Origin of the sequence: Rhodomicrobium sp. R_RK_3 (genome assembly GCF_002198715.1) — a bacterium.
Classification (GTDB): domain Bacteria; phylum Pseudomonadota; class Alphaproteobacteria; order Rhizobiales; family Rhodomicrobiaceae; genus R-RK-3.
The window spans coordinates 240468-265817 of sequence record NZ_MWLK01000037.1; the positions used below are offsets into that span (position 1 = coordinate 240468).

At 64.0% G+C, this 25350-nt stretch carries 26 protein-coding genes; 14 read left to right on the forward strand and 12 right to left on the reverse strand.

Features of this window, described 5'->3' with window-relative positions; all coding sequences use genetic code 11:
* Positions 1 to 12 precede the first annotated feature (12 nt).
* Positions 13 to 1068 carry a MaoC family dehydratase gene (locus BLEFHOIH_RS24565; RefSeq protein WP_088348685.1) on the forward strand — a complete coding sequence of 352 codons (1056 nt, stop codon included), beginning with the start codon at positions 13 to 15 and terminating at the stop codon, positions 1066 to 1068.
* A 185-nt stretch (positions 1069 to 1253) separates the two neighbouring features.
* Positions 1254 to 1967 carry a hypothetical protein gene (locus BLEFHOIH_RS24570; RefSeq protein WP_088348686.1) on the forward strand — a complete coding sequence of 238 codons (714 nt, stop codon included), beginning with the start codon at positions 1254 to 1256 and terminating at the stop codon, positions 1965 to 1967.
* A 67-nt stretch (positions 1968 to 2034) separates the two neighbouring features.
* On the opposite strand, the gene BLEFHOIH_RS26955 is transcribed toward BLEFHOIH_RS24570, so the two are convergent.
* From BLEFHOIH_RS26955 to BLEFHOIH_RS24600, 7 genes are all read right to left on the reverse strand, one after another.
* Positions 2035 to 2172: a hypothetical protein gene (locus tag BLEFHOIH_RS26955; RefSeq protein WP_170937365.1), complete on the reverse strand. Its 138-nt coding sequence runs from the start codon at positions 2170 to 2172 to the stop codon at positions 2035 to 2037.
* 9 nt (positions 2173 to 2181) lie between these two features.
* Complete coding sequence (locus BLEFHOIH_RS24575) at positions 2182 to 3408, reverse strand: MFS transporter (protein WP_088348687.1); 1227 nt, start codon at positions 3406 to 3408, stop codon at positions 2182 to 2184.
* 367 nt (positions 3409 to 3775) lie between these two features.
* On the reverse strand, positions 3776 to 5158 hold the full coding sequence (locus BLEFHOIH_RS24580; protein WP_088348688.1) for a DUF1501 domain-containing protein: 1383 nt from the start codon (positions 5156 to 5158) through the stop codon (positions 3776 to 3778).
* Positions 5159 to 5171: 13 nt separating this feature from the next.
* The gene (locus BLEFHOIH_RS24585; RefSeq protein ID WP_088348689.1) at positions 5172 to 5738 is read right to left on the reverse strand and encodes a hypothetical protein; all 567 of its coding nucleotides are present in this window, start codon (positions 5736 to 5738) and stop codon (positions 5172 to 5174) included.
* A gap of 5 nt (positions 5739 to 5743) precedes the next feature.
* Positions 5744 to 7693 carry a hypothetical protein gene (locus BLEFHOIH_RS24590; protein WP_088348690.1) on the reverse strand — a complete coding sequence of 650 codons (1950 nt, stop codon included), beginning with the start codon at positions 7691 to 7693 and terminating at the stop codon, positions 5744 to 5746.
* 390 nt (positions 7694 to 8083) lie between these two features.
* Positions 8084 to 8470: a hypothetical protein gene (locus BLEFHOIH_RS24595; protein WP_125461883.1), complete on the reverse strand. Its 387-nt coding sequence runs from the start codon at positions 8468 to 8470 to the stop codon at positions 8084 to 8086.
* Positions 8471 to 8484: 14 nt separating this feature from the next.
* Positions 8485 to 9876, reverse strand: coding sequence for a glycosyltransferase family 87 protein (locus BLEFHOIH_RS24600; RefSeq protein WP_170937366.1), 1392 nt, complete (start codon positions 9874 to 9876; stop codon positions 8485 to 8487).
* Positions 9877 to 10065: 189 nt separating this feature from the next.
* Between BLEFHOIH_RS24600 and BLEFHOIH_RS26960 the strand changes: the two genes are divergently transcribed.
* From BLEFHOIH_RS26960 to BLEFHOIH_RS24630, 6 genes are all read left to right on the forward strand, one after another.
* Positions 10066 to 10215, forward strand: a complete 150-nt coding sequence (locus BLEFHOIH_RS26960) for a DUF5989 family protein (protein ID WP_088348693.1) — start codon at positions 10066 to 10068, stop codon at positions 10213 to 10215.
* Between the two features lie 13 nt (positions 10216 to 10228).
* Positions 10229 to 11260, forward strand: coding sequence for an SGNH/GDSL hydrolase family protein (locus BLEFHOIH_RS24610; RefSeq protein WP_088348694.1), 1032 nt, complete (start codon positions 10229 to 10231; stop codon positions 11258 to 11260).
* A gap of 197 nt (positions 11261 to 11457) precedes the next feature.
* Positions 11458 to 11817: a c-type cytochrome gene (locus BLEFHOIH_RS24615; RefSeq protein ID WP_088348695.1), complete on the forward strand. Its 360-nt coding sequence runs from the start codon at positions 11458 to 11460 to the stop codon at positions 11815 to 11817.
* Positions 11818 to 11844: 27 nt separating this feature from the next.
* Positions 11845 to 12240: a VOC family protein gene (locus tag BLEFHOIH_RS24620; protein ID WP_088348696.1), complete on the forward strand. Its 396-nt coding sequence runs from the start codon at positions 11845 to 11847 to the stop codon at positions 12238 to 12240.
* A 31-nt stretch (positions 12241 to 12271) separates the two neighbouring features.
* Positions 12272 to 12805, forward strand: coding sequence for a twin-arginine translocation signal domain-containing protein (locus BLEFHOIH_RS24625; protein WP_088348697.1), 534 nt, complete (start codon positions 12272 to 12274; stop codon positions 12803 to 12805).
* A gap of 23 nt (positions 12806 to 12828) precedes the next feature.
* Entirely contained in the window at positions 12829 to 14400 is a 1572-nt protein-coding gene (locus BLEFHOIH_RS24630; protein ID WP_088348698.1) for a GMC family oxidoreductase, read from the forward strand.
* Positions 14401 to 14774: 374 nt separating this feature from the next.
* Here BLEFHOIH_RS24630 and rplI read toward each other — a convergent pair whose 3' ends face one another.
* The 4 genes from rplI to rpsF form a co-directional block, all read right to left on the reverse strand.
* The gene (gene rplI / locus BLEFHOIH_RS24635; RefSeq protein ID WP_088348699.1) at positions 14775 to 15353 is read right to left on the reverse strand and encodes a 50S ribosomal protein L9; all 579 of its coding nucleotides are present in this window, start codon (positions 15351 to 15353) and stop codon (positions 14775 to 14777) included.
* A 12-nt stretch (positions 15354 to 15365) separates the two neighbouring features.
* Positions 15366 to 16370: a DUF2232 domain-containing protein gene (locus BLEFHOIH_RS24640; protein WP_088348700.1), complete on the reverse strand. Its 1005-nt coding sequence runs from the start codon at positions 16368 to 16370 to the stop codon at positions 15366 to 15368.
* Positions 16371 to 16511: 141 nt separating this feature from the next.
* Positions 16512 to 16760 (reverse strand): 30S ribosomal protein S18, encoded by a 249-nt coding sequence (rpsR, locus tag BLEFHOIH_RS24645; RefSeq protein ID WP_088348701.1) that lies wholly within the window; start codon positions 16758 to 16760, stop codon positions 16512 to 16514.
* On the reverse strand, positions 16757 to 17293 hold the full coding sequence (gene rpsF, locus BLEFHOIH_RS24650) for a 30S ribosomal protein S6 (protein ID WP_088348702.1): 537 nt from the start codon (positions 17291 to 17293) through the stop codon (positions 16757 to 16759). The genes rpsR and rpsF overlap by 4 nt, the downstream gene beginning before the upstream one ends.
* Before the next feature lie 382 nt (positions 17294 to 17675).
* Here rpsF and fabD point away from each other — a divergent pair, with 382 nt between their 5' ends.
* From fabD to mltG, 5 genes are all read left to right on the forward strand, one after another.
* Positions 17676 to 18632 carry an ACP S-malonyltransferase gene (gene fabD, locus BLEFHOIH_RS24655; protein ID WP_088348703.1) on the forward strand — a complete coding sequence of 319 codons (957 nt, stop codon included), beginning with the start codon at positions 17676 to 17678 and terminating at the stop codon, positions 18630 to 18632.
* Positions 18633 to 18662: 30 nt separating this feature from the next.
* Positions 18663 to 19397, forward strand: a complete 735-nt coding sequence (gene fabG, locus BLEFHOIH_RS24660; RefSeq protein WP_088348704.1) for a 3-oxoacyl-[acyl-carrier-protein] reductase — start codon at positions 18663 to 18665, stop codon at positions 19395 to 19397.
* Between the two features lie 230 nt (positions 19398 to 19627).
* Positions 19628 to 19870 (forward strand): acyl carrier protein, encoded by a 243-nt coding sequence (locus tag BLEFHOIH_RS24665; RefSeq protein ID WP_088348705.1) that lies wholly within the window; start codon positions 19628 to 19630, stop codon positions 19868 to 19870.
* A gap of 120 nt (positions 19871 to 19990) precedes the next feature.
* Positions 19991 to 21256: a beta-ketoacyl-ACP synthase II gene (gene fabF, locus BLEFHOIH_RS24670; RefSeq protein WP_088348736.1), complete on the forward strand. Its 1266-nt coding sequence runs from the start codon at positions 19991 to 19993 to the stop codon at positions 21254 to 21256.
* A gap of 105 nt (positions 21257 to 21361) precedes the next feature.
* A complete protein-coding gene (gene mltG, locus BLEFHOIH_RS24675) occupies positions 21362 to 22702 on the forward strand; it encodes an endolytic transglycosylase MltG (RefSeq protein WP_088348706.1) in 1341 nt (446 codons plus the stop codon).
* Positions 22703 to 23381: 679 nt separating this feature from the next.
* On the opposite strand, the gene BLEFHOIH_RS24680 is transcribed toward mltG, so the two are convergent.
* Positions 23382 to 24002: a methyltransferase domain-containing protein gene (locus tag BLEFHOIH_RS24680; protein ID WP_088348707.1), complete on the reverse strand. Its 621-nt coding sequence runs from the start codon at positions 24000 to 24002 to the stop codon at positions 23382 to 23384.
* 224 nt (positions 24003 to 24226) lie between these two features.
* Between BLEFHOIH_RS24680 and BLEFHOIH_RS24685 the strand changes: the two genes are divergently transcribed.
* A complete protein-coding gene (locus BLEFHOIH_RS24685; RefSeq protein ID WP_088348708.1) occupies positions 24227 to 25303 on the forward strand; it encodes a TRAP transporter substrate-binding protein in 1077 nt (358 codons plus the stop codon).
* Positions 25304 to 25350 lie beyond the last annotated feature (47 nt).

Here is a 25350-nt window from a genome sequence, read left to right on the forward strand (position 1 = left end):
TGCGAGGGGACCATGAGCGCGAAAACCAGCCGGGGACATTTCTTCGAGGATTTCAGCCTCGGGCAGGTGATCAAGCACGCCACGCCGCGCACGCTGACCGTCGGCGACGCCTCGGTCTATACCGCGCTCTATGGCGGGCGCTTCGCGGTGCAGTCGTCGGACGCTTTCGCCCAGGCCATCGGCTATCCGCAGGCGCCGCTCGACGATTTCCTGGTCTTTCACGTCGTCTTCGGCAAGACCGTGCCGGACGTGTCGCTGAACGCGGTGGCCAATCTGGGCTACGCGGATTGCCGCTTTCTGAAGCCGGTCTTCCCCGGCGACACGCTCAGCGCGACCTCGACCGTCATCGGCCTGCGCGAGAACTCCAACCGCAAGACCGGCGTCGTCTATGTCCGCTCGACGGGGCGTAACCAGCATGGCGGCACCGTGCTCGATTATGCGCGCTGGGTGATGGTGCGCAAGCGCGACGAAGCCGCCACCGTGACAGAGTCGCACGTGCCTGAGCTGCCGGCGAAGGTCGAAGCCTCGGCGCTCGGCGGCGCGGTCCCGCCGATCACGGCAGCGGCCTATGATTACGATCTTGCCGGAAGCCCGGCGCGCTGGGGCGATTACGAGGTCGGCGAGCGCATCGACCACATCGACGGCATCACCATTGAGGAAGCCGAGCACCAGATGGCGACCCGGCTCTACCAGAACACCGCCCGCATCCATTTCAACCAGCATGTCGAAGGCGCGGGCCGCTTCGGGCGGCGGCTGATCTATGGCGGCCAGATCATCTCGCTGGCGCGCGCGCTCAGCTTCAACGGTCTCGCCAACGCCTTCCACATCGCGGCGATCAATGGCGGCCGCCATGTTGCCCCGACCTTCGCCGGCGATACGGTCTATGCCTGGAGCGAGGTTCTGGAGAAGGCCGAGCTGCCGGGCCGCGACGATCTCGGCGCGCTGCGCATCCGCACCATCGGCCTGAAAAACCGCTCGGCCGCGGGTTTCCCATTGATGGCCGACGAGAATACGCCCGAAGATGGCGTTATCCTCGATCTCGATTATTGGGCGTTGATCCCGCGCTAGACCAGGGGATGGGATCGATCCATCCCTCGCGTTCACACACGACGCGAACCGGCACGGCTATTTACCATTGATTAGGAAAGATTTTCCCATCGACGCCCCGCGTTGACAGAGTAACATGATCGAGGCCCCTGTCCCGCAGGCGGCTGGCAACCGATTGTGAACGCTCAAAGTCACGGGTACCGGTCATGGTCGAGTATGAAAATACCCTCGCGAACGCCGTCGCGCTGATCCTGCTTGTGCTGCTGGTCGCCTACGCCATCCTGCAATGGTTTCTCGACCGCGATAAGGGGCGGATCGCCACCTATCTGACGCTGGCGGAGCGCGACCTCAACAATCTGCTCAGCGGCGGCCTGGAGCACGGCGGGCGCAAAGGCAAGGTGGCCGAGCGGCGCGAATGGATCCAGTCCTTTCTGCCGCCGCCGCCCTCGCCGGATTCCTTCGGCGTCATCACGCCGAGCCCCTACCCGATATACGGCAATTTCGGCTCAAGCGAGGGCTTCCGCAACGCCGCCCAGGAGCTGATCCAGGCCAATGAGAAGGATCTCGGCGGCAAGGGCACGACGATGGGCAAGGCCTCGATCACGGCTTTCCTGCTGCGCGAGATCTACGAGGCCAGCATCGGCGCGGCGCAGAGCAAGATTTTCGCCGAGACGCTGAACAATGGCGGCACGCCGCCTTACATCGCGCCCGGCATCTACGAGCTTGTAGGCTTTGCCAAATTCGATCCCAAGACGGGCTTCCCGCCCGGCGCGGGCGTGCCCGGCTGGCTGCTGAAACGCGTCGTGCGCGAGCGCAACTATCCACGCGATATTCAGATCATCAAGACCGACGCGGCCGGCAAGCGCTTCCGCATCGAGGGCATGGCGGTATTGCGGGAGCTGACGCAGCAGAATCTTTGAGGCCGCCAAAGCGCCGACAGAGCCGGGACCGACTCGCCGCTCCGCCGGCCGAGCCGGTGCGTCCGGCTTACAGGCACATCAGCCGCGAGGCGGTCGCCGAAAGGTCGATCAGCAGCGCCGGCCCCCGCATGACCATCAGATAGGCCGCGGCGGCGCAAAGCAGCGTCAGGCTGGTGATGATGACGATACGTGCGCTAAAGGGCATCGATCCCTCCTATTCCGCCGGGACGAGCCCGGCCATGCGCGGCGCAGGCCGCTCGCGGATCGGCAGGTTGCAGAGCGCGGCCATCAGGCTGACCGCAATGGCAGCCCACCAGAGCATATCATAGGACTGGTAGCGGTCGTAAACCCATCCGCCGAGCCAGGCGCCGAGAAAGCCGCCGATCTGGTGCGAGACGAAGACGATGCCGTAGAGCGTCGACAGCCAGCGCGGTCCGAAAAAGGTGACGATCAGCCCGCTGGTCAGCGGGATGGTGCCGAGCCAGAGGAAGCCGAGCACGGCGGCGTAGATGATGACCGCGGTCTCGGTGAGCGGCAGATAGAGCATGGCGAGAAAGACGAGTCCGCGCCCCAGATAGATCAGCGTCAGCGCGACGCGCTTCGGCATGATCTCGCCCGCCCGGCCGCAGACATAGGTGCCGGCGATGTTGGTGAGGCCGATGGTGGTCAGGGCGATGACGCCGAGGCTGGGGTCGAAATGCTTGTCGGTGAGGTAGGCCGGCAGATGCACGACGACGCCAGCGAGTTGGAAACCGCAGACGAAGAAACCGGCCGTCAGCAGCAGGAAGCTGGGATGGCTCAGGGCTTCCTTCAGCGCCGCGCCGAGCCCCTGCTCACCGAGCGGCGCGGTCGCCGCAGCGCCGCGCGCGCCGTTCGGGCCGCTGCCGAGCGCGAAGCCGAGCGGCGCCATCACCGCCGTCGTCACGGCGAGCACGGCGAGGGTGACGATCCAGCCGGCATCGCCGATCAGCACATGGGTAAAGGGCAGGGCGACGAACTGGCCGACGGCACTCCCCATGCTGGTCAGGCTGAGCGCCAGCGATTGCCTTTCCGGCGGCGCCGCGCGTCCGACCACGCCGAGCACGGCGGTGAAGCCGCTGCCGGCGACGCCGAGGCCGATGAGCGCGCCGCTGATCAGGAGCCCGGTCTCGCCCGCCGAATTGGCCATGATGACCAGACCGGCGGTATAGAGCGCCGCGCCGCCGGCCACCACCCAGCGGGCGCCATATTTATCGCTGAGCGCGCCGGCGAAGGGAGAGCCGAGCCCCCAAAGCAGGTTGCTGAACGCGATGGCGAGGGCGAAGGCCTCGCGGCTGACGCCGAGATCGAGCGTGACCGGCTTCAGGAACAGGCCGAAGGTCTGCCGGATGCCCATATTGATGGCGAGGATGATGCTGGCGGCCAGCACAAGCCACCAGATCGGATGGACCGTCTTCTGCATCGGCACTCCCGCGCGTCCGGATATTTTTGAATTAACGGGTAGGATCCGGGCTAAGCGCGATTGTGTCCAACGAGGATTTTGCATCGCAGCCATAAGCAAATGTGATGACTGCATCAGTCAGCGCAATTACCTGCCGCGCCGAGCGCTTAGAGCGGGGATGGCTTCGAAGGTAAGAGCGTAGTGATCCTTCTCAGCGCCCAAACCGCCGCAGCCTCAAGGGGTTCATTCTGGACGGATAGGCCAGCCGCGACGCATCCGCTTTTGTCATTCCCGTGAAGGCGGGAATGACAACACAGGGGACCACGGGGAGAGGGAACTTGGCTTTGGATGTTCGGGCGCGTGAGCTGTCCGCGTATCGGTGCCTGCCCTAAGTCAGCAGCTTGTTCAGCACCGGCGCGGTTTGTTTGTCGCGGCCCATTTTGCGGTGGTAGCTCGTGGGCACATTGAATAGCGCGTAGAGCGTGTTCACCACCGAGCCGATGGTCAGGTAATCGTCCACGTCGAAGGCTTCGGGCAGGTCGGTGCGCGGACGCATGGTCTTGAAGTCGAAGGGCATACCGACGGTTTTCTCCAGCACCGGATCGACGGCGAAATGCGCCTTGGAGATCGGCGCGTTCGGGTCGGCCATGTCAGAGGCGCCGATCACCATGCCGCCGCGGATGCCCTTGCCGCCCATCAGGATCGAATTGGAATATTGATTGTGATTGGTGCCGGTCGCATCGATCGCCATGTCCGGCGCGCGCAGGGTGCGTCCGAATTCGGTCGCCAGCATCACCGTGGTGACGTCGAACATCGAGCGCTTGGCGTCATAGGGCGTCTCGGCGAGGCCATGCAGCAGGGCGGCGACCTTGTCGATGGCGCCGCTGAACAGCTTTGGCTGCCCCTTGGCCAGATCGGGCGCGTGCACGTCGAACTGTTCCGGCAGCACATAGATCGCCGCGCGCGACAGCGACAGGCGGAAACATTCCGCGATCAGCGCGATGGCCTGCTTCTCCGTACTGTCATTGGGGTTGTTCGGCGACAGCGCGGCGAGCTTGCGGTGTACATTCGGCGAATTGTCGAGCGCGGTGCGCATCAGGCTGGCGCCACCGGACAGGCGGCCATCGCCCTGCGCCACCGCGTCGAGGCGGGAGCGCACGAATTCAGTGATCGGGTCGCCGGCATGGGCGGGCGGCAATTGGCGCAGCCGCTCGGGCAGGCCGCGCAGCACTTTCGGCTCCAGCGGGATGACGCCGGAATGGTTGTGCGCGGTGAAATTGTCCTCGCGCTCGGCCGGGATGATGGCATCGACCGCATCCGGCTCGCGGCCGGTCTCCGCGAGGTTGAGATGCGGGATGAAACTGTCACCGCCGAAGGGATCGCCGGTGAACAGGAAGTTCATGTTCTGGGCGTGGCCGTCGAAGCTCGGCGTCATGACGACACCGTTCATCACGCTGAAGCGGTCCTTGAAGGGGCTAAGCGGCTTGATGAGGCTGGTGGCGGCGGAGACGATGCCATTGCTGCCGGCCCAGGGGTCGGGGTCCTTGCCGAGATAGTTCTGGATCTTGCCGGCGGCCGTCATCGACAGCGGCCGGGCGTCGAACATATAGGAGGAATCGGCGCCGCCGCTGAGCACGATCATAACGAAGAAATGCGGATCTTCGGCGAGGGCGGCGGCTTCGGCGGGGTCCATGAAGCCGGCATTGGGCAGGACCAGCGTCGCGGCGCCGGCGAGGCCGAAGCGGAGAATGTCGCGTCTGGTATGGATCATGTCGCCGGGCCTTTTACTGTTCCAGCAGGAAATAGGGATTGAGCATCAAGGCGAGCGTCATGCCCTCGATGGCCTCCAGCGCCGGCTTCTCGCCATAGGTGCCGAGGACGAAATCGCGCCAGACGGCGAACTCGCTCTCCGGCGCGTTGTAACCCATGATGCCGAGCCAGAAAGCCGTCAGCACCTGCTCGTTCTTGGCTTCGTCGGACGGCCAGGTGCAGAGCGCCTCCAGCGTGTCGAAAAAACTGTCGTTGAGCAAGAGCTGCGGCGACTTGCAGCTCTGCGCCAGGGACTGGGCAAAGCCGGCGAAGGTCAGCCTCAGCAGCACCATGTTGACCGCGTTCGGCTGGCCGTTCTGGAACTTGTGCTCGGTGCCGAAGGCCGCCCAGGTGCCGACGAGATCGTCGAGCCCGTCGGCTGGCATGTAGCGGTCGAGCTCGATCGGCCCTTCCTCCGGCGCGATGCGCGCGGACAGCTCCTTGGAGATGACGCTCAGCCCCTTGAACTGCGCCGCGGCGGCATGGGCCGGGGGCGCGGCGAGCAAAGCCAAGGCCGCAACGATGATCGGGAACCGGGCCATCGGCGCTAGTCCTTCACCTTCGCCAGCTCTTTCTGCACCCACAGGAACAATTCCTGGCGCTCCTGACTCGACATCGGCTTGTTCTTCGGCATCCGGATCTTGAGGTCGCTCGAGGACACGCGATTGGCGATCTGCTCCAGGGTCTGCGACGCCGGGATCTGGGCGTTCTTGGTGGTCAGATGCGGGAAGGTCTTGCCCTTGCCGTCGGGCGAGGCGATCCACTTGCTGAGGTCGAGCGTGTTCAGGAAGTCCTTGCCGGAATGGCAGGAGACGCAGTTTTTCTCCAGAATGTAGGCGACGCGGCAGGGCGGCCGGTTCTCCGGCCGGGTGCCCGGCGCGTAGTCGTAGCACTGCTGCGGGTCGGGATTGCGGGTCTGAAAGCTGTCGGTCTGCACGATGCGCAACATGGCGTTCTTTAGCGCGACCGAGGAGTTCTCCGAAGCTTCCTGCTCGAAGCTCTTGGTCAGGCTGTCGAGATAGCCGCCATCGACGGTCTGGCTCTCGCCGAGCATATATTCGGTGAGGCGCTTCATCAGGCAGCGCTTGGCCTCGGGCGCCTCGTGGATGATCTTCGAGAGATCGCCGAGATTTTCGCCATAGCTGTTCTGCTCCGGCCAGCGCGGCGAGCGCACATAGCCGACATTCCAGGCGCGGCCCGAGCCGGGCGGGGCGCTCCAGGTCGCCTGATAGGTCTTGCGGTCCATGCTGGCGAGGTCGTCGAAAACGATATCGGGCGTCGAGGACGCGTCGCCGAACAGCGCGCCGAGATTGCGGAAGAAGCCCGCCATCGGGTCGAGCTTATAATGGCAGGCATAGCAGGAGGTCTGCGAGCCGTGGGCGCCGCTGACATGCTCCGCGGGGTCCTCGAAGCCGACCGGGGTGAGGTCGTCGCAGAAAAAGCGCTTCAGCACGTAGGCGGCGCGCTTGCGGTTGTAATTGGTGGAGGAATTGGCCAGGGCCGTGCCCTGTTCCAGGCCGAACGCCACCCATTTCTTGCCCTCGGGGAACGCCGAGCGGTCGATCGGCTTCATCTCGGCGACGGAGCTTGGCTCGTATTTCGTCGGCTCGAAGGCGAGCACCGCATCGAACGCGCTCTTCACTTGTGTCGAGACTGTATTAATGGTCTCGACGACGCGCTGCGTATCGACCTGCGCTTCGGGCTTTTCGCATTCGTCGTCGACGGTCTTTTCCAGCGCCGTGAAGACGAATTCCGGGATGCCGCCGCGCATGATGGTGAAGATCTCGGCATCGGTGAAAGCGCGGAAGAGCTTCGCGCTGATCTCGCTCTGCTGGTCCACCACCTCGCCGACCTTGTCGCAAAAGGCGTAGGCGGGCATGGGGTTCGGCCCTTCCCGCAAGGTGCGCAGCGCCTTCAGCCGCGCCTGGAACTCGCCGATCGCCTTTTCGCGCAACTGGCTCGCCGTCAGCTTGGCGTCCTCGGGGCCTAAATCCTCCTCGGACGGCGTCACGTTGAGCGGCGCCGGATAATAATCGCCTTCCAGGTCGAAGATCTTCAGATAGTCGCCATTGGTGAGCAGCGCCTTGGCCGAGCTGATGGCATTGGGAAAATCATAGGCGCTGGGCGCATAGGCTCCGTCCTCCTTCAGATCGTCGATCTTGAAGCCGAGGAAGTACATGTTGAAATCGAGCACAGTGTCGCCGAAGCGCGGGTCGTCCATGAACTCGCGCACGATCTCCGGCTTCGACAGCTTCGACAGGCGCTCGATATCGTCCTGCGGGCTGAGGCCCTGGCCGGCGCGGAACAGTCGGGCGGTCTTGTCGATCCACCAGCGCTTTTCCCAAGCGGAGAGCGGGGCGTCGTCCGCACGGATCAATGGCAAGGGCTGGATAGCGTCGCCCGGCTTTGCGGCGGGTTGCGGCCGGGGCTGGGCCAGCATTTCCGGCGCAGCATTCGACGTCAGCGCCGATACGCCGGCAGCAACCAGCGCCGTCACAGCAATAATTGCGCAACCGGCCAGGATGCGCAATGTCACTCCCCCTGCAAGCTTCATTCGCCTACAAATGTCTCATGTTGATGCGGGCCGCGCATCCCTCGCGGCCGCCGATTTCGCCGCATGTCACCAACACGCCAAAGCCCTCGCCCCCGTGCCGCTTTCCGGACCGGTCGCCGTTGATAGAGGGCCGTGACCTTTTGTGAGGGCGGATCCTGACATGGAGATGGCGCATCGGCAAGTCGGGTGTTCCGTTAAATTGTATCGCCTTATGCCATTGAACCGAACCGCAAGTCGCGAGCACGGCAAAGGGGCCGGCTTCATGGATTGAAGCCCGCCCCCAAGCAATAGTTCCACTAAAAGGTCAAAGAATTGACGCGTAGGAGCCCGCGCTTACGAACCGCACTTCGCTTCGAGAGCGCCGAAAGCGGTGTCGATCTTCTTGCCGTCTTCGGAAGCGGGGTCGACGACTTCGGCGACGCCGAAGGCCTCGGTGACGGGCTCGCCCAGGCTGGCGAGATAGGTATCCATCTTGGTGCCGACTTCCTCGGCCTTCTTCTCGTCGGTTTCCGGAACCGCGGCGAGCTCCTTCTGGATCGCGCAATAACCCGCGACCTTCTTGTCATCGGCGACCAGCGCGTTGATCTCCTTCACGGCGGAATCGACTTCCGCGGCCGTCGGCGGCGTCACCGGCTCTTCGGCCTCGGGCTTGGCGGCCTGGGCAAAGACCGGCATGGTCAGGAGAGCGCAAATAGCGGTCGTTGCAAGAAAAGTCTTCATTTCATTCTCCGTGTCTATTTTTGAGGTTGCGTTGCGGGTGTATATGCAAATTGAGTTTCGGATAGGTATCGATGCATGAGCATCAAGAACAGCAGGCCGCCGATGAACATATAGGACTGCAGGAAATTAAGTGGTGTTTCGGCGAGCTGGTTGAAGAGCGGGATATAATTGCTTACAAATACGTAACACAGCGCCAGCGCAAGCAGTTTGCGCGGATCGCCCACAAGGCATCCTGCGGCGAAGGCGAAGATCGGCAGCAGCACACCGTAATGATGCTCCCAGGCGATCGGCGCCGCGAGGGTGAGGCTCAGCGCGACGATCGAGAAGGCCAGCCCGCGACGCTCGGGTGACATTTTACGCAGCGTCCCTGTCAGCAATATGACGAGGCTGCTCAACAGCGTCCCCCAATAGACCCAGGCGCTGTAGGGCGGGAAGCGGAAGGCATCGAAACTGACATTGTTATAGAGCTCCGGCGCGGACAGGCTGGCCAGGCGATTGAGGAGGCCATTGACCGATTGATTCGCGAAATAGGATTCTCCTCTTTCGGACATGAACGATAAGACGCGCAGATAGTCCAAATGGTTCGCCCAGCCATAGGCCCAGACAGAAAAAATTAATCCTGTTGCGCCAACGACGATGCAAGCGAGCGTGAAGCGCCACTCCCGGTTGAGCAGGCCCCAGGCCGCGAACAGGCCGTAATGCGGCTTCATCAGGCAGATCAGGCCGATCAGCACGCCGCTCGCCGCCTTCCGCTCGAGCACCCAAAGCAAAAGTGCGAGGGCGAACAGCGAGTTGATCCAGAGCTGGATCTGCCCGAGCGTGAAGGATTTGGCGACCGGATAGAAGGTCAGCGTCATGGCGCTGACCAGGACGAAGCGCAGGCCCGTCCAGGCGTCGAGGCTAGCGCGCGCGCCGGCGCGGCGGCGCAGTCCGGCTTCCATCAGAAAAAAGGTCGAAATCGCGGTGACGAGAATGAACCCCCAGCCGAGAAAATCGTTAACGGGCGGGATTTGAAACACCATTTCGTCAAATGTTCGCACCCGGTCCTCGCCGAAGGCCAGCATGGCTTCGAGGCCGAACAAAGCGGAGGGCGGGTATTGGAACTTGATGCCTTGGTCGAAGAACACCGCCGAATAGAGCGGCTTGGTCTCGGCGCCATGCAGATAATCGAGCGCCGCCTTCATCGGCCCCCAGCTATCGTCGCCGCCGACGCCGCGAAGCACGTCCCAGCTCTGGGCGAGGCCGGTATCGGCAAATCCGCCCGGCGAGAGCCACCACACCAGCGCCGTGGCGAGGCCGAGATTGGCGATGAAGAACAGCGCCAGCCGCAGAGTGAAGCCGTTCAGGATCGAGGCGGCATGATGCCGGGCGAGGGCTTCGGGGTGGTCCGGATTGTCGTCCTTCATCGGAGCTCTCACGGCGAATTTTGTCCGGTGCCAGAGTGTTACGATGGCGGGCGGCGCTGACGCAAGCGCCATGCCGCCGCCGGCCGAACGCAAATGTATCGATCTGCGTCAACCTTTGGCATCGGAATATAGACCTGCCGCAAATGGCTGTGGTAGGAAGCTCACAAACCATATGAGGACGTGGCGAGGATGGGGTTTATCGTTGAATTTTGGGACTATATGCGGGTCCGCAAGAAGTTCTGGCTGCTGCCGGTCTTCATGGTGATGATCCTGGTCGGCGGCCTGCTGGTGCTGACGAAGGGCTCCGCCGTGGCGCCGTTCATCTACACCCTGTTTTAGCAGCGCGTGGCCGATGAAGAAGGTCCTGTTTCCGGCTCTGCTGCTGACATTCTGCCTCGTCCTGACGGCGGCGTTCACCGAGATCGCCGTCCGTCTCGTCGCCGATGACGGCATGCAGTTCGACCTCGAAATGTGGAAATATGCGCGGGACGTGAAAGTCGTCTCGCCGGACCCGCTGCTCGGCCACGAGCACGGTCCGGACCGTAAGGCCAAGCTGATGGGCGTCGAGGTGGCGACCAATTCCAAGGGCCAGCGCGACCGCGAGATCCCCTATGAGCGCACCCCCGGCGTGCTGCGCATCGCCATGGTCGGTGATTCCCTGACCGAAGGCTGGGGCGTGCCCTTTGAGGACACCTTCTCCAAGCGCATCGAGCGGCTGTACGAGGCGGCGGGCAGCAAGGCCGAAATCGTCAATCTCGGCGTCGGCAACTGGAACACCGTCCAGGAGGTGCAGTACTTCCTGACCAAGGGCTTCCAATACAAGCCCGACATCGTCGTACTGAATTATTTCGTCAACGACGCCGAGCCGACGCCGGAACGCCGCAAGGAGCCATCCTGGCTCTTGAAATATTGCTATTCCTGCGTCTTCGTCAAAGGCCGGATCGACACCATCCTGCGCCAGATGTCGACGCGGCAGGATTGGGCGGACTACTATCTCGGCCTCTATGATGGGGGCAAGTCGGAGACCTGGCTTGCGGCCAAGGGCGCGATCAAGCGCCTCGCCGATTATTGCAAGGCCAACAACATCAAGCTCCTGGTCGCGCATCTGCCCGAGCTGCACGACGTGCAGAACTATCGCTTCGGGCTCGTGACGGATCTGGTCCAGCAGGCGGCGGTGGAAAATCAGGTGCCCTTCGTGGACCTGCTGCCGAATTTGCAGTCCCGGCCTTCGGCCGATCTGTGGGTGACGCCGCCCGATCCGCATCCGAATGCGCTGGCCAATGAACTGATCGCGGCCGGATTGTTCAGCGCCTTGCAGCGCCTCGAAGCCCAGCCGGCACCGGACAGCCAAAAAGGCGCCGCGCTGCCGATCACGGTGCAGTAGCCGGGCCGGGCCGATATTCTTGCAGGTCGGTAGAGCGGGCTTCGGCCCGCTTCACTGACTAAAAGCCCCCGCGCCTCACACCCCCCCGCGTAACACGATAATACTACCCGCTGCTCCCGGCAGGGGCTTAGACTGCCTGTAAATAAAGACAAAGTCGGGAGCGATATTTGCACAGGGAAATTGCGTGGCTTCACGCCGTGAGCGCGGCTGTCTTCTTCGGCGCAATCTGGAGCGCCAGCGCGGCGATGCCGGACAGCGAGGCCGGCAAGGCGCAATTCATCAAAAGCTGCGGCGTCTGCCACGCGACCGATCTCGGTGCTCCTCCCCGGCAAGGCCCCAATCTCAGCGGGGTCTTCGGCCGCAAGGCGGGATCGCAGCCGGCCTTCGCCTATTCGCCGGCGCTCGGCGCGTCGGACGTGGTTTGGAACGAGGAAACGCTCGAGCGCTGGCTGACCGACGCCAAATCCGTCGTGCCCGGCAGCACCATGCCCTACCGGCAGGCCGACCCGGAAAAACGCCGGCTGATCATCGACTATCTGAAAACGCTCACTCCGTAACGCAAAGCAACATCACATCAGGCAGACATGGCAAAAGCGATCCACAGCATGATCCGGGTTCTCGACGAGGCGAAATCCGTCGCGTTCTACCAGCAGGCATTCGGCCTCGAAATCGCCGACCGCTTCCCCTTCGAGACCTTCACCCTGGTCTACCTGCGCAACTCCGAAGCCGATTTCGAACTCGAACTCACCATCAATCATGACCGCACCGAGCCCTACGCGCTCGGCGACGGCTACGGCCACATCGCCTTCGCGGTCGACAACCTCGATGCCGAGCACGCGCGCTTTGCAGCGGCGGGCCTTAATCCGAAGCCGATCAAGGAGTTCCAGCGTGATGGGGCGCTGATGGCCAAGTTCTTTTTCGTCGAGGACCCGGACGGCTACAAAATCGAAGTGCTTCAAAAACATGGCCGGTACCAATGAGCCGCAACCAGAAAAACAGGGAGTGGAGGACATGACCGACAGCAGATTTGGAGACGGCGTTTCGCGCCGCAGCTTCGTGAAGGCCGCCTCGGCGGCGGCGCTGGTCTTGACCGCGAAGGCGGTCATCAATCCGATCGAGGCCTGGGGCATGGAAACCAAGGGTCTCGCGCCGGAAACCGTGCAGGCGCTGATCCAGGCCGCGCGCGACATCTATCCGCATGACCGCGTGCCTGATCGCTTCTACGCCGTCGCCATCAAGGATTACGACGTCAAGGCGGCCACCGACCCCAAGATCAAGACTTTGATCGAGGGCGGCATCGCCGAGCTCAACAGCGCCGCCAAGCAGGCGCACGGCACCGATTATGTCGGCGTCGGCTGGGAGGAGGAGCGGGTGGCGCTGCTGCGCAAGATCGAGGGCACGCCCTTCTTCAAGACGCTGCGCGGCGGCCTCGTCACCGGCCTCTACAACCAGAAGGAGGTCTGGCCGCTGTTCGGCTATGAGGGCGAGTCGGCCTCAAAGGGCGGCTACATCAAGCGCGGCTTCGACGACATCACCTGGATCTAACCGGGTGGCAGGGAGGATAGGACATGGCTGGCAAATTCGATCTGAATGACGACAGCGTCGTCGTGATCGTCGGCTCGGGCGCGGGCGGCGGTACGCTCGGCACCGAACTTGCCCTGAAGGGCATCAACACGGTGATCCTGGAAGCGGGCGGCCGCTACGAGATGGAGGATTTCGTCAATGACGAGTGGGACAGTTTTACCCAGCTCGCCTGGACGGATATGCGCACCACCTCCGGCTCCTGGCGCGTCGCCAAGGATTTCGCCAATCTGCCGGCCTGGATCGTCAAGGCGGTCGGCGGCTCGACCGTGCATTGGGCGGGCGCGTCGCTGCGGTTCCAGGAGCATGAGTTCAAGACCAAGACCGTCTATGGCGACGTCAAGGGCGCCAACCTGCTCGACTGGCCGCTGACGCTCGCCGAGCTGGAGCCCTATTACGCCAAGGCCGAGAGCCGCATGGGCGTCACCCGCACCAACGGCATCGCGGGCCTGCCGGGCAGCAACAATTACAAGGTGTTCGAAGCCGGCGCAAAGAAGCTCGGCTACACGGAGGTCCACACCGGGCGCATGGCGATCAACTCCGCCCCGCGCGACGGGCGCGGCTCGTGCCAGCAGATCGGCTTCTGCTTCCAGGGCTGCAAGTCGGGCGCGAAATGGTCGACGCTGATCGCGGAAATCCCCAAGGGCGAGGACACCGGCAAGCTGGAAGTGCGGTCGAACTCGCATGTCGTCAAGATCGAGCACGACGCCAAGGGCAAGGTGACGGGCGTCGTCTATGCCGACAAGGCGGGCAATTTGCAGAAGCAGAAGGCCCGCGTCGTCGCGGTGGCCGGCAATTCCATCGAGACGCCGCGGCTGTTGCTGAACTCGGCTTCCTCGCTGTTCCCGGACGGGCTCGCCAATTCCAGCGGCCAGGTCGGGCGCAATTACATGCGGCACATGACGGCCTCGGTCTACGGCATTTTCGACAGGCCGGTTCACATGTATCGCGGCACCACGATGGCCGGCGTCATCTCCGACGAGGCGAAGCACAACCCGGCGCGCGGCTTCGTCGGCGGCTATGAATTCGAGACGCTGTCGCTCGGCCTGCCCTTCATGGCGGCCTTCCTCAATCCGGGCGCCTGGGGCCGCAGCTTTACCTCGGCGATCGATGCCTATGAGAACACGGCGGGCATGTGGATCGTCGGCGAGGACATGCCGCAGGAGAGCAACCGCGTCACGCTGCACGCCACCGAAAAGGACAAGCTCGGCATGCCGGTCGCCAATGTGCATTTCGACGATCACCCGAACGACATCGCCATGCGCAACCATGCCTGGAAGCAGGGGCAGGCGGTCTATGACGCCATCGGTGCGACGCGGACCATGCCGACGCCGCCCTATCCCTCGACGCATAATCTGGGCACCTCGCGCATGAGCGAGAAGCCGAAAGACGGCGTGGTGAACAAGTTCGGGCAGACGCATGACATCCCGAACCTGTTCATCTCCGACGGCAGTCAATTCACCACCGGCGCCGCCGAGAACCCGACGCTGACGATCGTCACGCTGGCGCTCAGGCAGGCCGATACGATCGCGGATATGATGGCGAAGAAGACGATTTGATGCGCTTGGGCGGGTTCCGGCACGGGCCGCCCAGGACTTTTGAACGGGATCTGCCGCAGCAATGGCCCCCGCGCGGCCCTCAAGCGGTCGTCTTTGACCCAACCAGCACCACGCACCGTCGCCCCGGCAGTCAGAGCCGGGGCCTACTCGCATCTCCGCTTGCCGCAGCATTCGCGGATAGATGATTGGGTCCCGGTCCGGCCTGACGGCCGCCCGGGACGACGGTAGGAAAGAGCCCTAACGCGGTGCGCAACAGGCCCGCCTGGGCAAAGCGGCATGGCCGCAGCAAGCGTCGGCGCGTGCCGTCACAAAATCGGTGCCTGAACCAACCGGGCCGGGCCGTCGCAGCAATCAGCGCGACCGCTTCGCCATCCTTATTCCGCGTCGGCGATCTGGGCGTCGGGCTCGAACAGAGCCTCGGCGGCGAGGCGGGCGGCCTCGGCGTCTTCCTCGTCATCGTCGCGGAACTGGGTGACGTTCTCGCCACGAGCCTGGCGCTCGGCCTCTTCGAGGGTGCGGGCGACGTTGATGCTGATCGAGCTGGACACTTCCGGGTGCAGGCTGACGCGCACCGGGTGATGGCCGAGCGTCTTGATCGGGCGGTCGAGCAGGATCTGGGTGCGGGCGACGGTGAAGCCGCCTTCGGTGACGAGGTCGGCGATGTCGCGGGTCGAGACCGAGCCGTAAAGCTGGCCGCTGTCGCTGGCCTGGCGCAGGGCGATGAAGCTCTTGCCGTTCAGTTTCACTGCGACCGCATCGGCTTCCTTCTTCAGCTCAAGATTCTGAGCCTCGAGCTGGGCGCGCTGGGTCTGGAAATGGGCGAGGTTGGCCTTGGTCGCGCGCATCGCCTTGCCTTTCGGCAGCAGGAAATTGCGGGCATAGCCGTCCTTGACCTTGACCACGTCGCCCATCTGGCCGAGCCGGCCGATGCGTTCGAGAAGAATGATCTGCATGTTTTAGGCTCCTTAAGAGTTGGGTCCCCTGCCGCCGGCGGGAGGGGTGGGGCGCTGAACGCGCTGACGCAGGTGAAGGAAAGGCTCGGCGAGGCCGAGCGCGGTGACGATGGGTGCAAACCACGGCGTCAGCAGCAGTCCGGCATAGAGGATGACGAGCAGTGCAGGCTTGAGCTGAGTCCCGGCGACCAGCGAGTGCACGACGGCGACGCCCAGAATGAGGAAGGCGCAGCCGAAGGCGCCGAGAAAGGCCATGCCAGCAAGGCCGAGGCCGCCGGGTGAAAAGCTGAGGCCAAGCGCGGCGAAGAAGGCCGCGACGAAGAGCGGCGGATAGTTGATCTGGCTGAAGCTGGGGACGGGGCGGTTGAGCTGTCCGGAGATCGAGGCGCTTTTCGCCGCGAGCCAGAGATTGCCGATCATCACCAAGAGCCAGAAGGTCGCGGCGAAGGCGGGCAGGATGTAGCGGGTGAAGCGCTCGATGAAGCGGTCGAACTCGACCTGGCCGAATTCGGCGCCGAAAATGCCCTGCAATTGCGTCAGCGCATTGTCGTCGAACATCGAGCGCACGGCGGCGCGATAGCCCTCGCCGTCGCCGCCGAGCAGCACGAGGCCGAGAGCCACCAGCCCGCCCGCCATGACGGCGGCCCAGGCGATGATGCGGCCGAGCGGATACCATTCGATCGCAGGTCCGCCAGCCGCGACCGTCCCGCCGGGTCCGCCCGCAGGCGCGGCCTCGCGATGCAGCAGAAGCAGATAGGAGAGGATGACGCCGGGCAGGCCGACATAGAGGATGAAGGCGATTGCGGTCTGGATGCCGAGCGCAAAGCTGACGATCAGCGTCGCGGTCACCAGCGCGATCAGTGCGGCAAGCAGGCCCCAGCCGATGCCGGCCAGCAGCACCGGCAGCGGCGTCAGATAGAACAGCATTAGCGCCAGCGCCGAATTATTGGCGAGCGACGTGAACAGGACGGCCGCAACCAGCCCTGAGCCAATGCCGATCAATCGAGGCGATGCCATCACTTTGCTGTCCCGCTGCGAGGCGGTTAGAGGCTCCCGAGGGACGCCTCAACCCAGGGTTCGCGGCGGGAGGCGACAAGGCCGCCCGCCAATCCTGATATTTACGTCGATGCGGTCCGGCCGAAACCGGACCGGAGCGGCCTATTTCACCAGATAGGGGATCAGGCCGAGAAAGCGTGCCCGCTTGATCGCCTGCGCCAGGGCGCGCTGCTTCTTGGCGGAAACGGCGGTGATGCGGCTCGGGACGATCTTGCCGCGCTCCGAGGTGAAGCGCTGCAGCAGCTTGACGTCCTTATAGTCGATGACCGGAGCGCCCTCGCCCGAAAACGGGCAGGTCTTGCGGCGGCGGTGAAACGTCTTGCGCGCGGGAGAAGAAGAGGTGCCGTTCATGCGTCGTCTCCCACGGGAGCGGTTTCGGTGCGGGCAAAGCGCGGGCCGCTGTCGCGGTCACCGCGGGGCTCACGATCGCCGCGCGGTTCGCGGTCGCGATCGCCACGATAGCCGCCGCCACCACCACCGCCACCGCGGTCGTCACGGCGCGGCCCACGGCCACGGTCGCCGCCGCGATCGCCCCGGTCGCCGCGATCGCGCTCGCGGTCGTCGGAGCGCTTCATCGGCGCGGATTGCTTCTCGTCCAGTTCCTTGACGCGGATGGTCATGAAGCGGATGACGTCGGTGGAGAGGCCCATCTGGCGCTCCATCTCGGCCACGGCCTCATGAGGCGCGTCGATATTCATCAGCGCGTAATGCGCCTTGCGATTCTTCTTGATCTTATAAGCGAGGGATTTCAGACCCCAATATTCGACCTTGCCGACCTTGCCGCCATTTTCCTCGATGACGGTCTGATAGGTCTTCTGCAAGGCCGCAGCCTGCTGCGCCGTGATGTCCTGGCGCGCAAGAAAGACATGTTCGTAAAGCGGCATGATTGCGCCTTTCCCATGGTCCACAATATGCCTCGGCGCGAAGCCCCTTTGAGCCCTTAGGGAAAAGCTCAAGCGGAAGTCTCGAAAGAGCGGAAACACCGGGAATTCGCCTGCAAAAACACAAGCGACCGCATGAGCAGCCCCATGCGGTTCCCGTTCAGCCTCCAACCGAAGCGGTGAGCGGCCTTTATAGGCGATTTTGCGCGGATGGCAAGGGGAAGCGCGGGGGCGTCTAAGGGGGAGCCACAAAACGCGGTATTGGCCCTCGCCAAACATGAACGAAAGCTTGACATTGCCGATGCAATAGTTGTCTTTGGCGCGCAATGTCGCGAGAGACGGCATCGAAGCATCGGTATTCGCTCAAGGGTTCTGTCGTTTCTATATGGACATCGCCTTCACATTTCCCGGGCAGGGCAGCCAGTTTGTCGGGATGGGCAAGGATCTTGCCGCGGCCTATCCGGCGGCTCGCGCCGTCTTCGCCGAAATCGACGACGCGCTCGGCGAGAAGCTGACCCAGATCATCTGGGACGGACCGGCCGAACGCCTCACCCTCACCGAAAACGCCCAGCCTGCCCTGATGGCCGTGTCGCTCGCCGTGCTGCGGGTGCTCGAGGCTGAAAAGGGCTGGGATATCAAGGCCGCCCGCTACGTCGCCGGCCATTCGCTCGGCGAATATTCGGCGCTGGCCGCCGCCGGCACGCTCTCCATTTCCGACGCGGCGCGGCTGTTGCGCATTCGCGGCAAAGCGATGCAGGTCGCGGTTCCCGTCGGCGAGGGCGCCATGGCGGCGCTGCTCGGCGTCGATCTCGAGGTCGCCGCCAAGATCGCCGCCGAGGCCAGCGACGCGACCGGCCTCGTCTGCCAGGTCGCCAATGACAACGCCCCCGGCCAGGTGGTGATTTCCGGGGCGAAGGGCGCCGTCGAGATCGCCGGGGAGATCGGCAAGGATTACGGTCTGCGCCGCGCCATCGCGCTGCCGGTCAGCGCACCCTTCCATTGCGCCTTGATGCAGCCCGCCGCCGACCGCATGGCCGAGGCGCTGAGCGAGGTTACGCTGAACCCGCCCGCCGTGCCGCTGATCGCCAATGTCACCGCCGCGCCGGTTAGCGATCCCGAGACCATCCGCCGCCTCTTGGTGCAGCAGGTCACCGACACCGTGCGCTGGCGCGAAAGCGTCGCCTTCATAGCCGATGAGGGCGTCACCACCCTTTACGAGATCGGCGCCGGCAAGGTATTGAGCGGCATGGCCCGCCGTATCGACGAGCGGCTCACCGGCAAGGCCATCGGCACGGCCGATGACGTCGAGGCCGTTGCGGCCTCCGCCGTCGCGGCGCAATAAGCATATCAAGCCTCAACACAGGATCGCGGCATGTTTGATCTTACCGGAAAAGGCGCGCTTGTGACCGGAGCGACCGGCGGCATCGGCGGCGAAATCGCCAAGGCGCTGAAGGCGCAGGGCGCGCGCGTCGCTATCTCCGGCACCCGCGAGGACCGGCTGGCAGCGCTCGCCGCCGAGATCGGCGATGTCACCGCGCTTCCGTGCAACCTGAAGGATCGCGACGCGGTCGCCGCCCTGGCGACGCAGGCCGAGACCGCGGTCGGCACGCTCGACATTCTCGTCAACAATGCCGGCATCACCCGCGACAATCTGTTCATGCGCATGAAGGACGAAGAGTGGGACGATGTCATCGCCGTCAATCTCACCGCAACCTTCGTGCTTTGTCGCGCGGCTGTGCGTAATATGATGAGACGCCGTTACGGCCGGATCATCAACATCGCCTCGATCAGCGGTGTCGTCGGCAATCCGGGCCAGAGCAATTACGCCGCCTCGAAGGCGGGCATGGTCGGCATGACCAAATCGCTTGCGAGGGAAGTCGCCTCGCGCGGCATCACGGCGAACTGCATCGCGCCGGGCTTCATCGAGACGCCGATGACCGATGTGCTGAACGAAAAGCAGGTCGCGACGATTGCCGCGGCGATCCCGGCCGGCGTCTTCGGCAAGCCGGAAGACATCGCCGCTGCCGTCGTCTATCTGGCCAGCGGCGAAGCCCGCTACGTCACGGGCGATACCCTTCATGTCAATGGCGGGATGGCGATGATGTAGGGCTTTGGAAATTCCGGTGTGCGGGCGATGGTCAGCCACCGGAAACTGTGCTACTTGGCGGAGCCATCACAGGGACTTGAAATGCCATTTCCGGCCTTTCATCTGTGATATCAGCCGCATCGTCGCGTTCCAGTGCTTTAGATCACAGCCTGGCAAAGGTAGCACGCGTTGAGTTTCGTGATCGGAAATCTCCGAACCGGATTATTTGGGAGCAATGGTGAGGCAATAGCATGAGCGAAAATATCTCTGAACGTGTGAAGAAGATCGTCGTCGAGCATCTGGGCGTCGAGGCCGACAAGGTGACGGACAATGCCAGCTTCATCGACGATCTCGGCGCGGACAGCCTCGATACGGTCGAACTGGTCATGGCGTTCGAGGAAGAGTTCGGCTGCGAGATCCCCGATGACGCCGCCGAGACGATCCAGACCGTCGGCGATGCGATTCGGTTTCTCGAACAGCACGCCAGCGCTTAAATTGACGTCCTTTCTTGAGCAAGGCTTCGTCGGTAGGGGCCGGGGGGTCCTCCCGATCAGAACCGTGATCGCGGCCAAGCTCAAGGAACGGGCGCATTCGTGATGCATACGGGAGGCATGATGCGGCGTGTCGTGATTACTGGCCTTGGCATGGTTTCCCCGCTGGGATGCGGGGTCGAGGCGAGTTGGAAACGATTGATCGCGGGCGAGAGCGGCGCGAGCCGGGTTACCGATTTCGATGTCTCTGACATCACCTGCCAGGTCGCCTGTTCCCTGCCGCGCGGCGACTATGCCGACGGCAAATACAATCCCGACGAGTGGATGGAGCCGAAGGAGCAGCGCAAGGTCGACGATTTCATCGTCTATGCCGTCGCCGCCGCGGATCAGGCGCTGGACGATGCCGGCTGGCATCCGAAGAGCTACGAGGATCAGGCCTCGACCGGCGTGCTGATCGGTTCTGGCATCGGCGGATTGCAGGGCATCGAGAAGGCGGCGATCCTGCTGGCCGAAAAAGGCCCCAAACGCATCAGCCCGTTCTTCATCCCCGGCCGCCTGATAAATCTGGCCGGCGGCTACGTCTCTATCCGCCACGGCCTCAAGGGGCCGAACAATGCGGTCGTCACGGCCTGCTCGACCGGCGCGCACGCTATCGGCGATGCCTCGCGGCTGATCGCGCTTGGGGATGCCGATGTGATGGTCGCGGGTGGCACGGAATCGCCGATCTGCCGTCTGGCGCTGGCCGGCTTTGCCGCCTGCCGGGCGCTGTCGACCCATTTCAACGAAGAGCCGACGCGTGCCTCGCGGCCCTATGACCGCGACCGCGACGGTTTCGTCATGGGCGAGGGCGCCGGCGTCGTGGTGCTTGAGGAATATGAGCACGCCCTGGCGCGGGGCGCGAAGATCTATGCCGAAATCATCGGCTACGGCCTGTCGGGCGATGCCTATCACATCACCGCGCCCGCGGAAGATGGCGACGGCGCCTATCGCTGCATGACGATGGCGGTCAAGCGCGCCGGCATCACCCCGTCGCAGATCGACTATGTCAACGCGCACGGCACCTCGACGCCGATGGGCGACGAAATCGAGCTGCAATCGGTGGAACGGCTGTTCGGCGACGCCGCCGAAGGGCTGACCATGTCGTCGACCAAATCCTCCATCGGGCACCTTTTGGGGGCGGCCGGAGCGGTCGAGTCGATTTTCTCGGTCTTAACCATTCGCGACAATATTGCGCCCCCGACGCTCAATCTCGACAATCCTTCGGTGGAGACGCGCATTGATCTCGTGCCGCATAAGGCACGGTCTAAGCAGGTCAATATCGTTCTGAGCAATTCCTTCGGCTTTGGCGGCACGAACGCATCGCTGATTTTTCGGCGTGTTACGCAATAGACGCGGCTAGGCATTGCAACGGTTCGGCAAGGCGTCTAACCTAGCTTTCGCCATAATTGGTTGCTCATTCTTGCCGTGTTTTTGGGGTCGGAGAGCGTATCCACTATGCCGGGCGATAATCGTCAATGGGAGCAAGATCGCGGGTATCAAGGTGGAGGCTATTACGGCGCCCACCGCGATTACGGCGCCTTGCCCCGCAGCCCGGCTGAAGCGCTTGAACCCGACCATGCCCCCGAGCCGCCGGTCGATCCGGCAAGCTGGCGGCAGCGGCCGATCGTTCGCATCTTGAACAACGTCATCACCCTGGCTTTTGTCGGGGTGATTGGTCTTGCGATCCTGTTCTATTTCGTGCGCACCCAGTTCGACCAGCCCGGGCCGCTCGAATTCTCAACCGTCGTGGTGATCCCCAAGGGCGAGGGCGTGCGCGAAATCGCCAGCCGGCTCGAGCGCGAAGGCGTGATCTCCGATCAGCGGATTTTCGTTGCTGCCGTGCTCGTTTATTTCCAGGCCCAGTCCAGGCTGAAGGCCGGCGAATATGCGATCAAGAAGCAGGCCAGCATGCGCAACGTCCTGGACGCGCTGGTCGAAGGCAAGACCTTCCTGCACAGCGTCTCGCTGCCGGAGGGACTGACCAGCTATCAGGTTGTCGAACGGCTGAACGCGCATCCCGAACTCACCGGCAAGATCAACCTGATCCCGGCCGAAGGCAGCCTGCTGCCGGACACCTACCGTTTCGCGCGCGGCACCGACCGTGAGGAGCTGATCGCCCGGATGCAGAGCGAGCAGCGCAAGTTCATGGACAAGATCTGGCCCAAGCGCGCGACGGGCCTGCCGATCAAGACCCGCGAGGAGGCCGTCACCCTCGCCTCGATCGTCGAGAAGGAGACCGGCCGCGCCGACGAGCGCCCGCGCGTCGCGGCGGTGTTCGTCAACCGGCTGCAGAAGAACATGCGGCTGCAGTCGGACCCGACCATCATCTACGGCCTCTCTGGCGGCAAGGGCACGCTCGGGCGTCCGATCCTGCGCACCGAGATCGAGCAGATGACGCCCTACAACACCTATACGATCAAGGGCCTGCCGCCGACGCCGATCGCCAATCCGGGCCGCGCCGCGCTCGAAGCCGTGCTGCGCCCGGCCAAGACCTCCGACCTTTACTTCGTCGCCGACGGCACCGGCGGCCACACCTTCTCCGAGACCTATGACGACCACAAGAAGGGCGTGACCCAGTGGCGGATCATCGAAAAGGAGATCCGCGCCAAGCAGGAGGCGGCCGCCAAGGCCGCCGCCGCGCAGCAGACCGCCGCGGCGAACCCGCCGGGTGGCACGGCGACGGATGCTGGCAGCCCTGTCGTCCCCGGCATCGCCATCACCGCCGTCTCCACCGAGCCCGGCGGCGGCGACGATGACGGCACCGTGCCGATCCCCGTCCGCAAGCCGAAGCTGTAGCGCAAGGCGCGTGAAGGCGGCGCGCCGGTTGAGCGGCAGCCAGCCCCGCGGCTAAGGCTATTTCGTTGAGGCGGAGCCGGGAACAACCGCCATTACATCCGCTCCGCAGCCGGGTGCCCTCTCCCACGGGGAGAGGGTTAGGGTGAGGGGGTAATGCCTATCCGATCGTTTGTAACCCCTCACCCGGCACGCTGACGCGCGCCACCCTCTCCCCAAGAAGACCTTTGCAAAACTTCGATTCCTTCGCCCCGGCCGTTAGAGCCGGGGCCCACTCGCCTCTCCACTTGCCGCAGCAATAGCGGAAATATGATTGGGTCCCGGCTCGGCCTGACGGCCGTCCGGACGACGGGGAGAGGACCTTCGATACGCAAAGGTCTCCACTGCGAGAGGGAACTTCGGCAATTTCGACACTCTCACCCCGTCGCCCCGGCCGCCAGAACCCGGGCCTACTCGGGTCGCCTCTTGCCGCAGTGCTTGCTGGATCCGCGAGTGGGTCGCGGTCCGGCCTGACGGCCGCCCGGGACGAGGGAGAGAGGCAAATGCCTCGACGATCCGAAGTCGGATATCTGCCGCTCAGCAGGTGGTTACGACCTTCGGCGCGTTTCAGCACCCCCGATTAGCCCAATCGTCGCGCGCCGCTCGCTGACCATTCGCGGATTGCGAGGCGCTGAAGCGCCCGTTAAAGGGCTGATTCCGGGCGCTTGCGGTAGACCCAGATCCCGGCGGGCGGCAGGTTGATCCAGACCCGGCAATAATGCTCCGCTGCTAGGCCGAGCGCGTCGCAAATATGCTCGGGCACCGGGCTGCGCTGCCGGTAGGTAAACTGCACGAAGACCCCGCCCGGCTCCAGCACGGCAAGGCTGCTGCGCATGATGGCGAGGATGGTCTCCTCATCGAACAGCCGCAGCGGCATGGTTGAGACCACCGCGCCGACCGGCGGCCCGTCGCGCTCCCGCCAAAGCTCCGCGAGATCCTGCGCCGGGGCGATGATGACGTCCATGCCGGGAAAGCTGCGGCGCAGATGGCCGCCGAGCTGACTGTCGATCTCCACCAGCGTCAATTGTTCGTCCGCCACGCCATGGCGGAGAAGCTGGCGTGTCACCGCGCCGGTGCCCGCGCCGAGTTCGACGACGTGGCCGGCCGGCCGCTCGGCGATGGCCCAGCCCATGGCGCGTCCGACGAAAGGGCTCGACGGGAACAGGCTGCATACCTGGCGGAAGTTCTGCAAGGACCGGCCCCAGAGCAGCAGCGGGCCTTCAGCGCGCGCCGCCAGATCGGCAAGCTGATCGTTCTTGGTCATCGGCACTCATCGGCGGGAGAGGTCGGCGGCAGGCAGACATCCGGCTTTTGTAGCGGCTTCGTAAGACAGTTCGATAACAGCGCGCCGGGCAGCCCGCGCGCCGGTCATCAGCCCAATGGAAATAAGGGTTTAGCCGAAGCGCTGGCCCCGCCACGGGATGCAATGGCATACTCCTTGCATACAATCTCGCAGGCAAAATGCCTTCGGCAGCCATGGGGAGAACGATGAAACGCCGCACAGTCCTGACGTCCGGTATCGCCGCCGCAGCCACCGCTCTCGCCGCCCCAGCCATTGCGCAGACGGCCCCGACGATTCGCTGGCGGCTGACTTCGAGCTTCCCGAAAAGCCTCGAGACCATCTATGGCGGGGCCGAAGTCTTCGCCGACCGCGTGGCCAAGCTGACGGACGGCAAGTTCATCATCCGCCCCTTCGCCGCCGGCGACCTCGTGCCCGCTTTTCAGGCACTCGATGCCGTGCAGCAAGGCACGGTCGAAGTCACCCACACCGCCGCCTATTATTATGTCGGCAAGGATCTGACCTTCGGCTTCGGCACGGCGGTGCCTTTCGGCCTGAACACAAGGCAGCAGAATGCCTGGATGTATCATGGCGGCGGCATCGACCTGATGAACGAGTTCTTCAAGGATTACAACGCCATCGCTTTCCCGGCCGGCAATACCGGCGCGCAGATGGGCGGCTGGTTCCGCAACGAGGTGAACACGCTCGAGGACCTCAAGGGTCTCAAGATGCGCATTCCGGGCCTTGGCGGTCAGGTCATGGCGCGGCTCGGCGCGGTGCCGCAGGCGCTGCCCGGCGGCGACATCTATCCGGCGCTGGAGCGCGGCACCATCGACGCCACCGAATGGGTCGGCCCCTATGACGACGAGAAGCTCGGCTTCTACAAGATCGCCAAGAACTACTATTATCCGGGCTGGTGGGAGCCCTGCTCCATGTACCACATCATGGTCAACCTGGAGAAATGGAACGGCCTCCCCAAGCAATATCAGGAAGCCATCATCTCCGCCTCGCGCGAAGCCAATATCGACATGGTCGCCGAATATGACGCCAAGAACCGGCTGGCGCTGACCCGGCTGCTGGCGGCGGGCGTCAAGCTGCACAAATATTCCGACGAGATCATGAAAGGCGCCTACGCCGCATCGACCGCGCTCTACGAGGAGGAGGCGGCCAAGAACGCCAAATTCAAGAAGATCTACGACGTCTGGAAGGTTTTCCGCGCGGAGGAGGCCGACTGGTTCGCGCTCAGCGAATTCGGCATCTCCGAATTCTACTCCAAGAATCTGTAGCACTCCGGCGATCCAGGCGCGGGGAGCGCTTTTCGGCCGCATCCGGC

Bases quoted from the DNA above. Each gene is read 5' to 3' on its own strand.
- BLEFHOIH_RS24680 (WP_088348707.1), bottom strand. From the start codon at position 24,002: ATGACCAAGAACGATCAGCTTGCCGATCTGGCGGCGCGCGCTGAAGGC.
- mltG (WP_088348706.1), top strand. From the start codon at position 21,362: ATGCCGGGCGATAATCGTCAATGGGAGCAAGATCGCGGGTATCAAGGT.
- BLEFHOIH_RS24620 (WP_088348696.1), top strand. From the start codon at position 11,845: ATGGCAAAAGCGATCCACAGCATGATCCGGGTTCTCGACGAGGCGAAA.
- fabG (WP_088348704.1), top strand. From the start codon at position 18,663: ATGTTTGATCTTACCGGAAAAGGCGCGCTTGTGACCGGAGCGACCGGC.
- rpsR (WP_088348701.1), bottom strand. From the start codon at position 16,760: ATGAACGGCACCTCTTCTTCTCCCGCGCGCAAGACGTTTCACCGCCGC.
- BLEFHOIH_RS24685 (WP_088348708.1), top strand. From the start codon at position 24,227: ATGAAACGCCGCACAGTCCTGACGTCCGGTATCGCCGCCGCAGCCACC.
- BLEFHOIH_RS26960 (WP_088348693.1), top strand. From the start codon at position 10,066: ATGGGGTTTATCGTTGAATTTTGGGACTATATGCGGGTCCGCAAGAAG.
- fabD (WP_088348703.1), top strand. From the start codon at position 17,676: ATGGACATCGCCTTCACATTTCCCGGGCAGGGCAGCCAGTTTGTCGGG.
- BLEFHOIH_RS24625 (WP_088348697.1), top strand. From the start codon at position 12,272: ATGACCGACAGCAGATTTGGAGACGGCGTTTCGCGCCGCAGCTTCGTG.
- BLEFHOIH_RS24600 (WP_170937366.1), bottom strand. From the start codon at position 9,876: ATGAAGGACGACAATCCGGACCACCCCGAAGCCCTCGCCCGGCATCAT.
- BLEFHOIH_RS24565 (WP_088348685.1), top strand. From the start codon at position 13: ATGAGCGCGAAAACCAGCCGGGGACATTTCTTCGAGGATTTCAGCCTC.
- rplI (WP_088348699.1), bottom strand. From the start codon at position 15,353: ATGCAGATCATTCTTCTCGAACGCATCGGCCGGCTCGGCCAGATGGGC.
- BLEFHOIH_RS24640 (WP_088348700.1), bottom strand. From the start codon at position 16,370: ATGGCATCGCCTCGATTGATCGGCATTGGCTCAGGGCTGGTTGCGGCC.
- fabF (WP_088348736.1), top strand. From the start codon at position 19,991: ATGCGGCGTGTCGTGATTACTGGCCTTGGCATGGTTTCCCCGCTGGGA.
- BLEFHOIH_RS24595 (WP_125461883.1), bottom strand. From the start codon at position 8,470: ATGAAGACTTTTCTTGCAACGACCGCTATTTGCGCTCTCCTGACCATG.
- BLEFHOIH_RS24570 (WP_088348686.1), top strand. From the start codon at position 1,254: ATGGTCGAGTATGAAAATACCCTCGCGAACGCCGTCGCGCTGATCCTG.
- BLEFHOIH_RS24610 (WP_088348694.1), top strand. From the start codon at position 10,229: ATGAAGAAGGTCCTGTTTCCGGCTCTGCTGCTGACATTCTGCCTCGTC.
- BLEFHOIH_RS24585 (WP_088348689.1), bottom strand. From the start codon at position 5,738: ATGGCCCGGTTCCCGATCATCGTTGCGGCCTTGGCTTTGCTCGCCGCG.
- BLEFHOIH_RS24665 (WP_088348705.1), top strand. From the start codon at position 19,628: ATGAGCGAAAATATCTCTGAACGTGTGAAGAAGATCGTCGTCGAGCAT.
- BLEFHOIH_RS24580 (WP_088348688.1), bottom strand. From the start codon at position 5,158: ATGATCCATACCAGACGCGACATTCTCCGCTTCGGCCTCGCCGGCGCC.
- BLEFHOIH_RS24630 (WP_088348698.1), top strand. From the start codon at position 12,829: ATGGCTGGCAAATTCGATCTGAATGACGACAGCGTCGTCGTGATCGTC.
- rpsF (WP_088348702.1), bottom strand. From the start codon at position 17,293: ATGCCGCTTTACGAACATGTCTTTCTTGCGCGCCAGGACATCACGGCG.
- BLEFHOIH_RS24575 (WP_088348687.1), bottom strand. From the start codon at position 3,408: ATGCAGAAGACGGTCCATCCGATCTGGTGGCTTGTGCTGGCCGCCAGC.
- BLEFHOIH_RS26955 (WP_170937365.1), bottom strand. From the start codon at position 2,172: ATGCCCTTTAGCGCACGTATCGTCATCATCACCAGCCTGACGCTGCTT.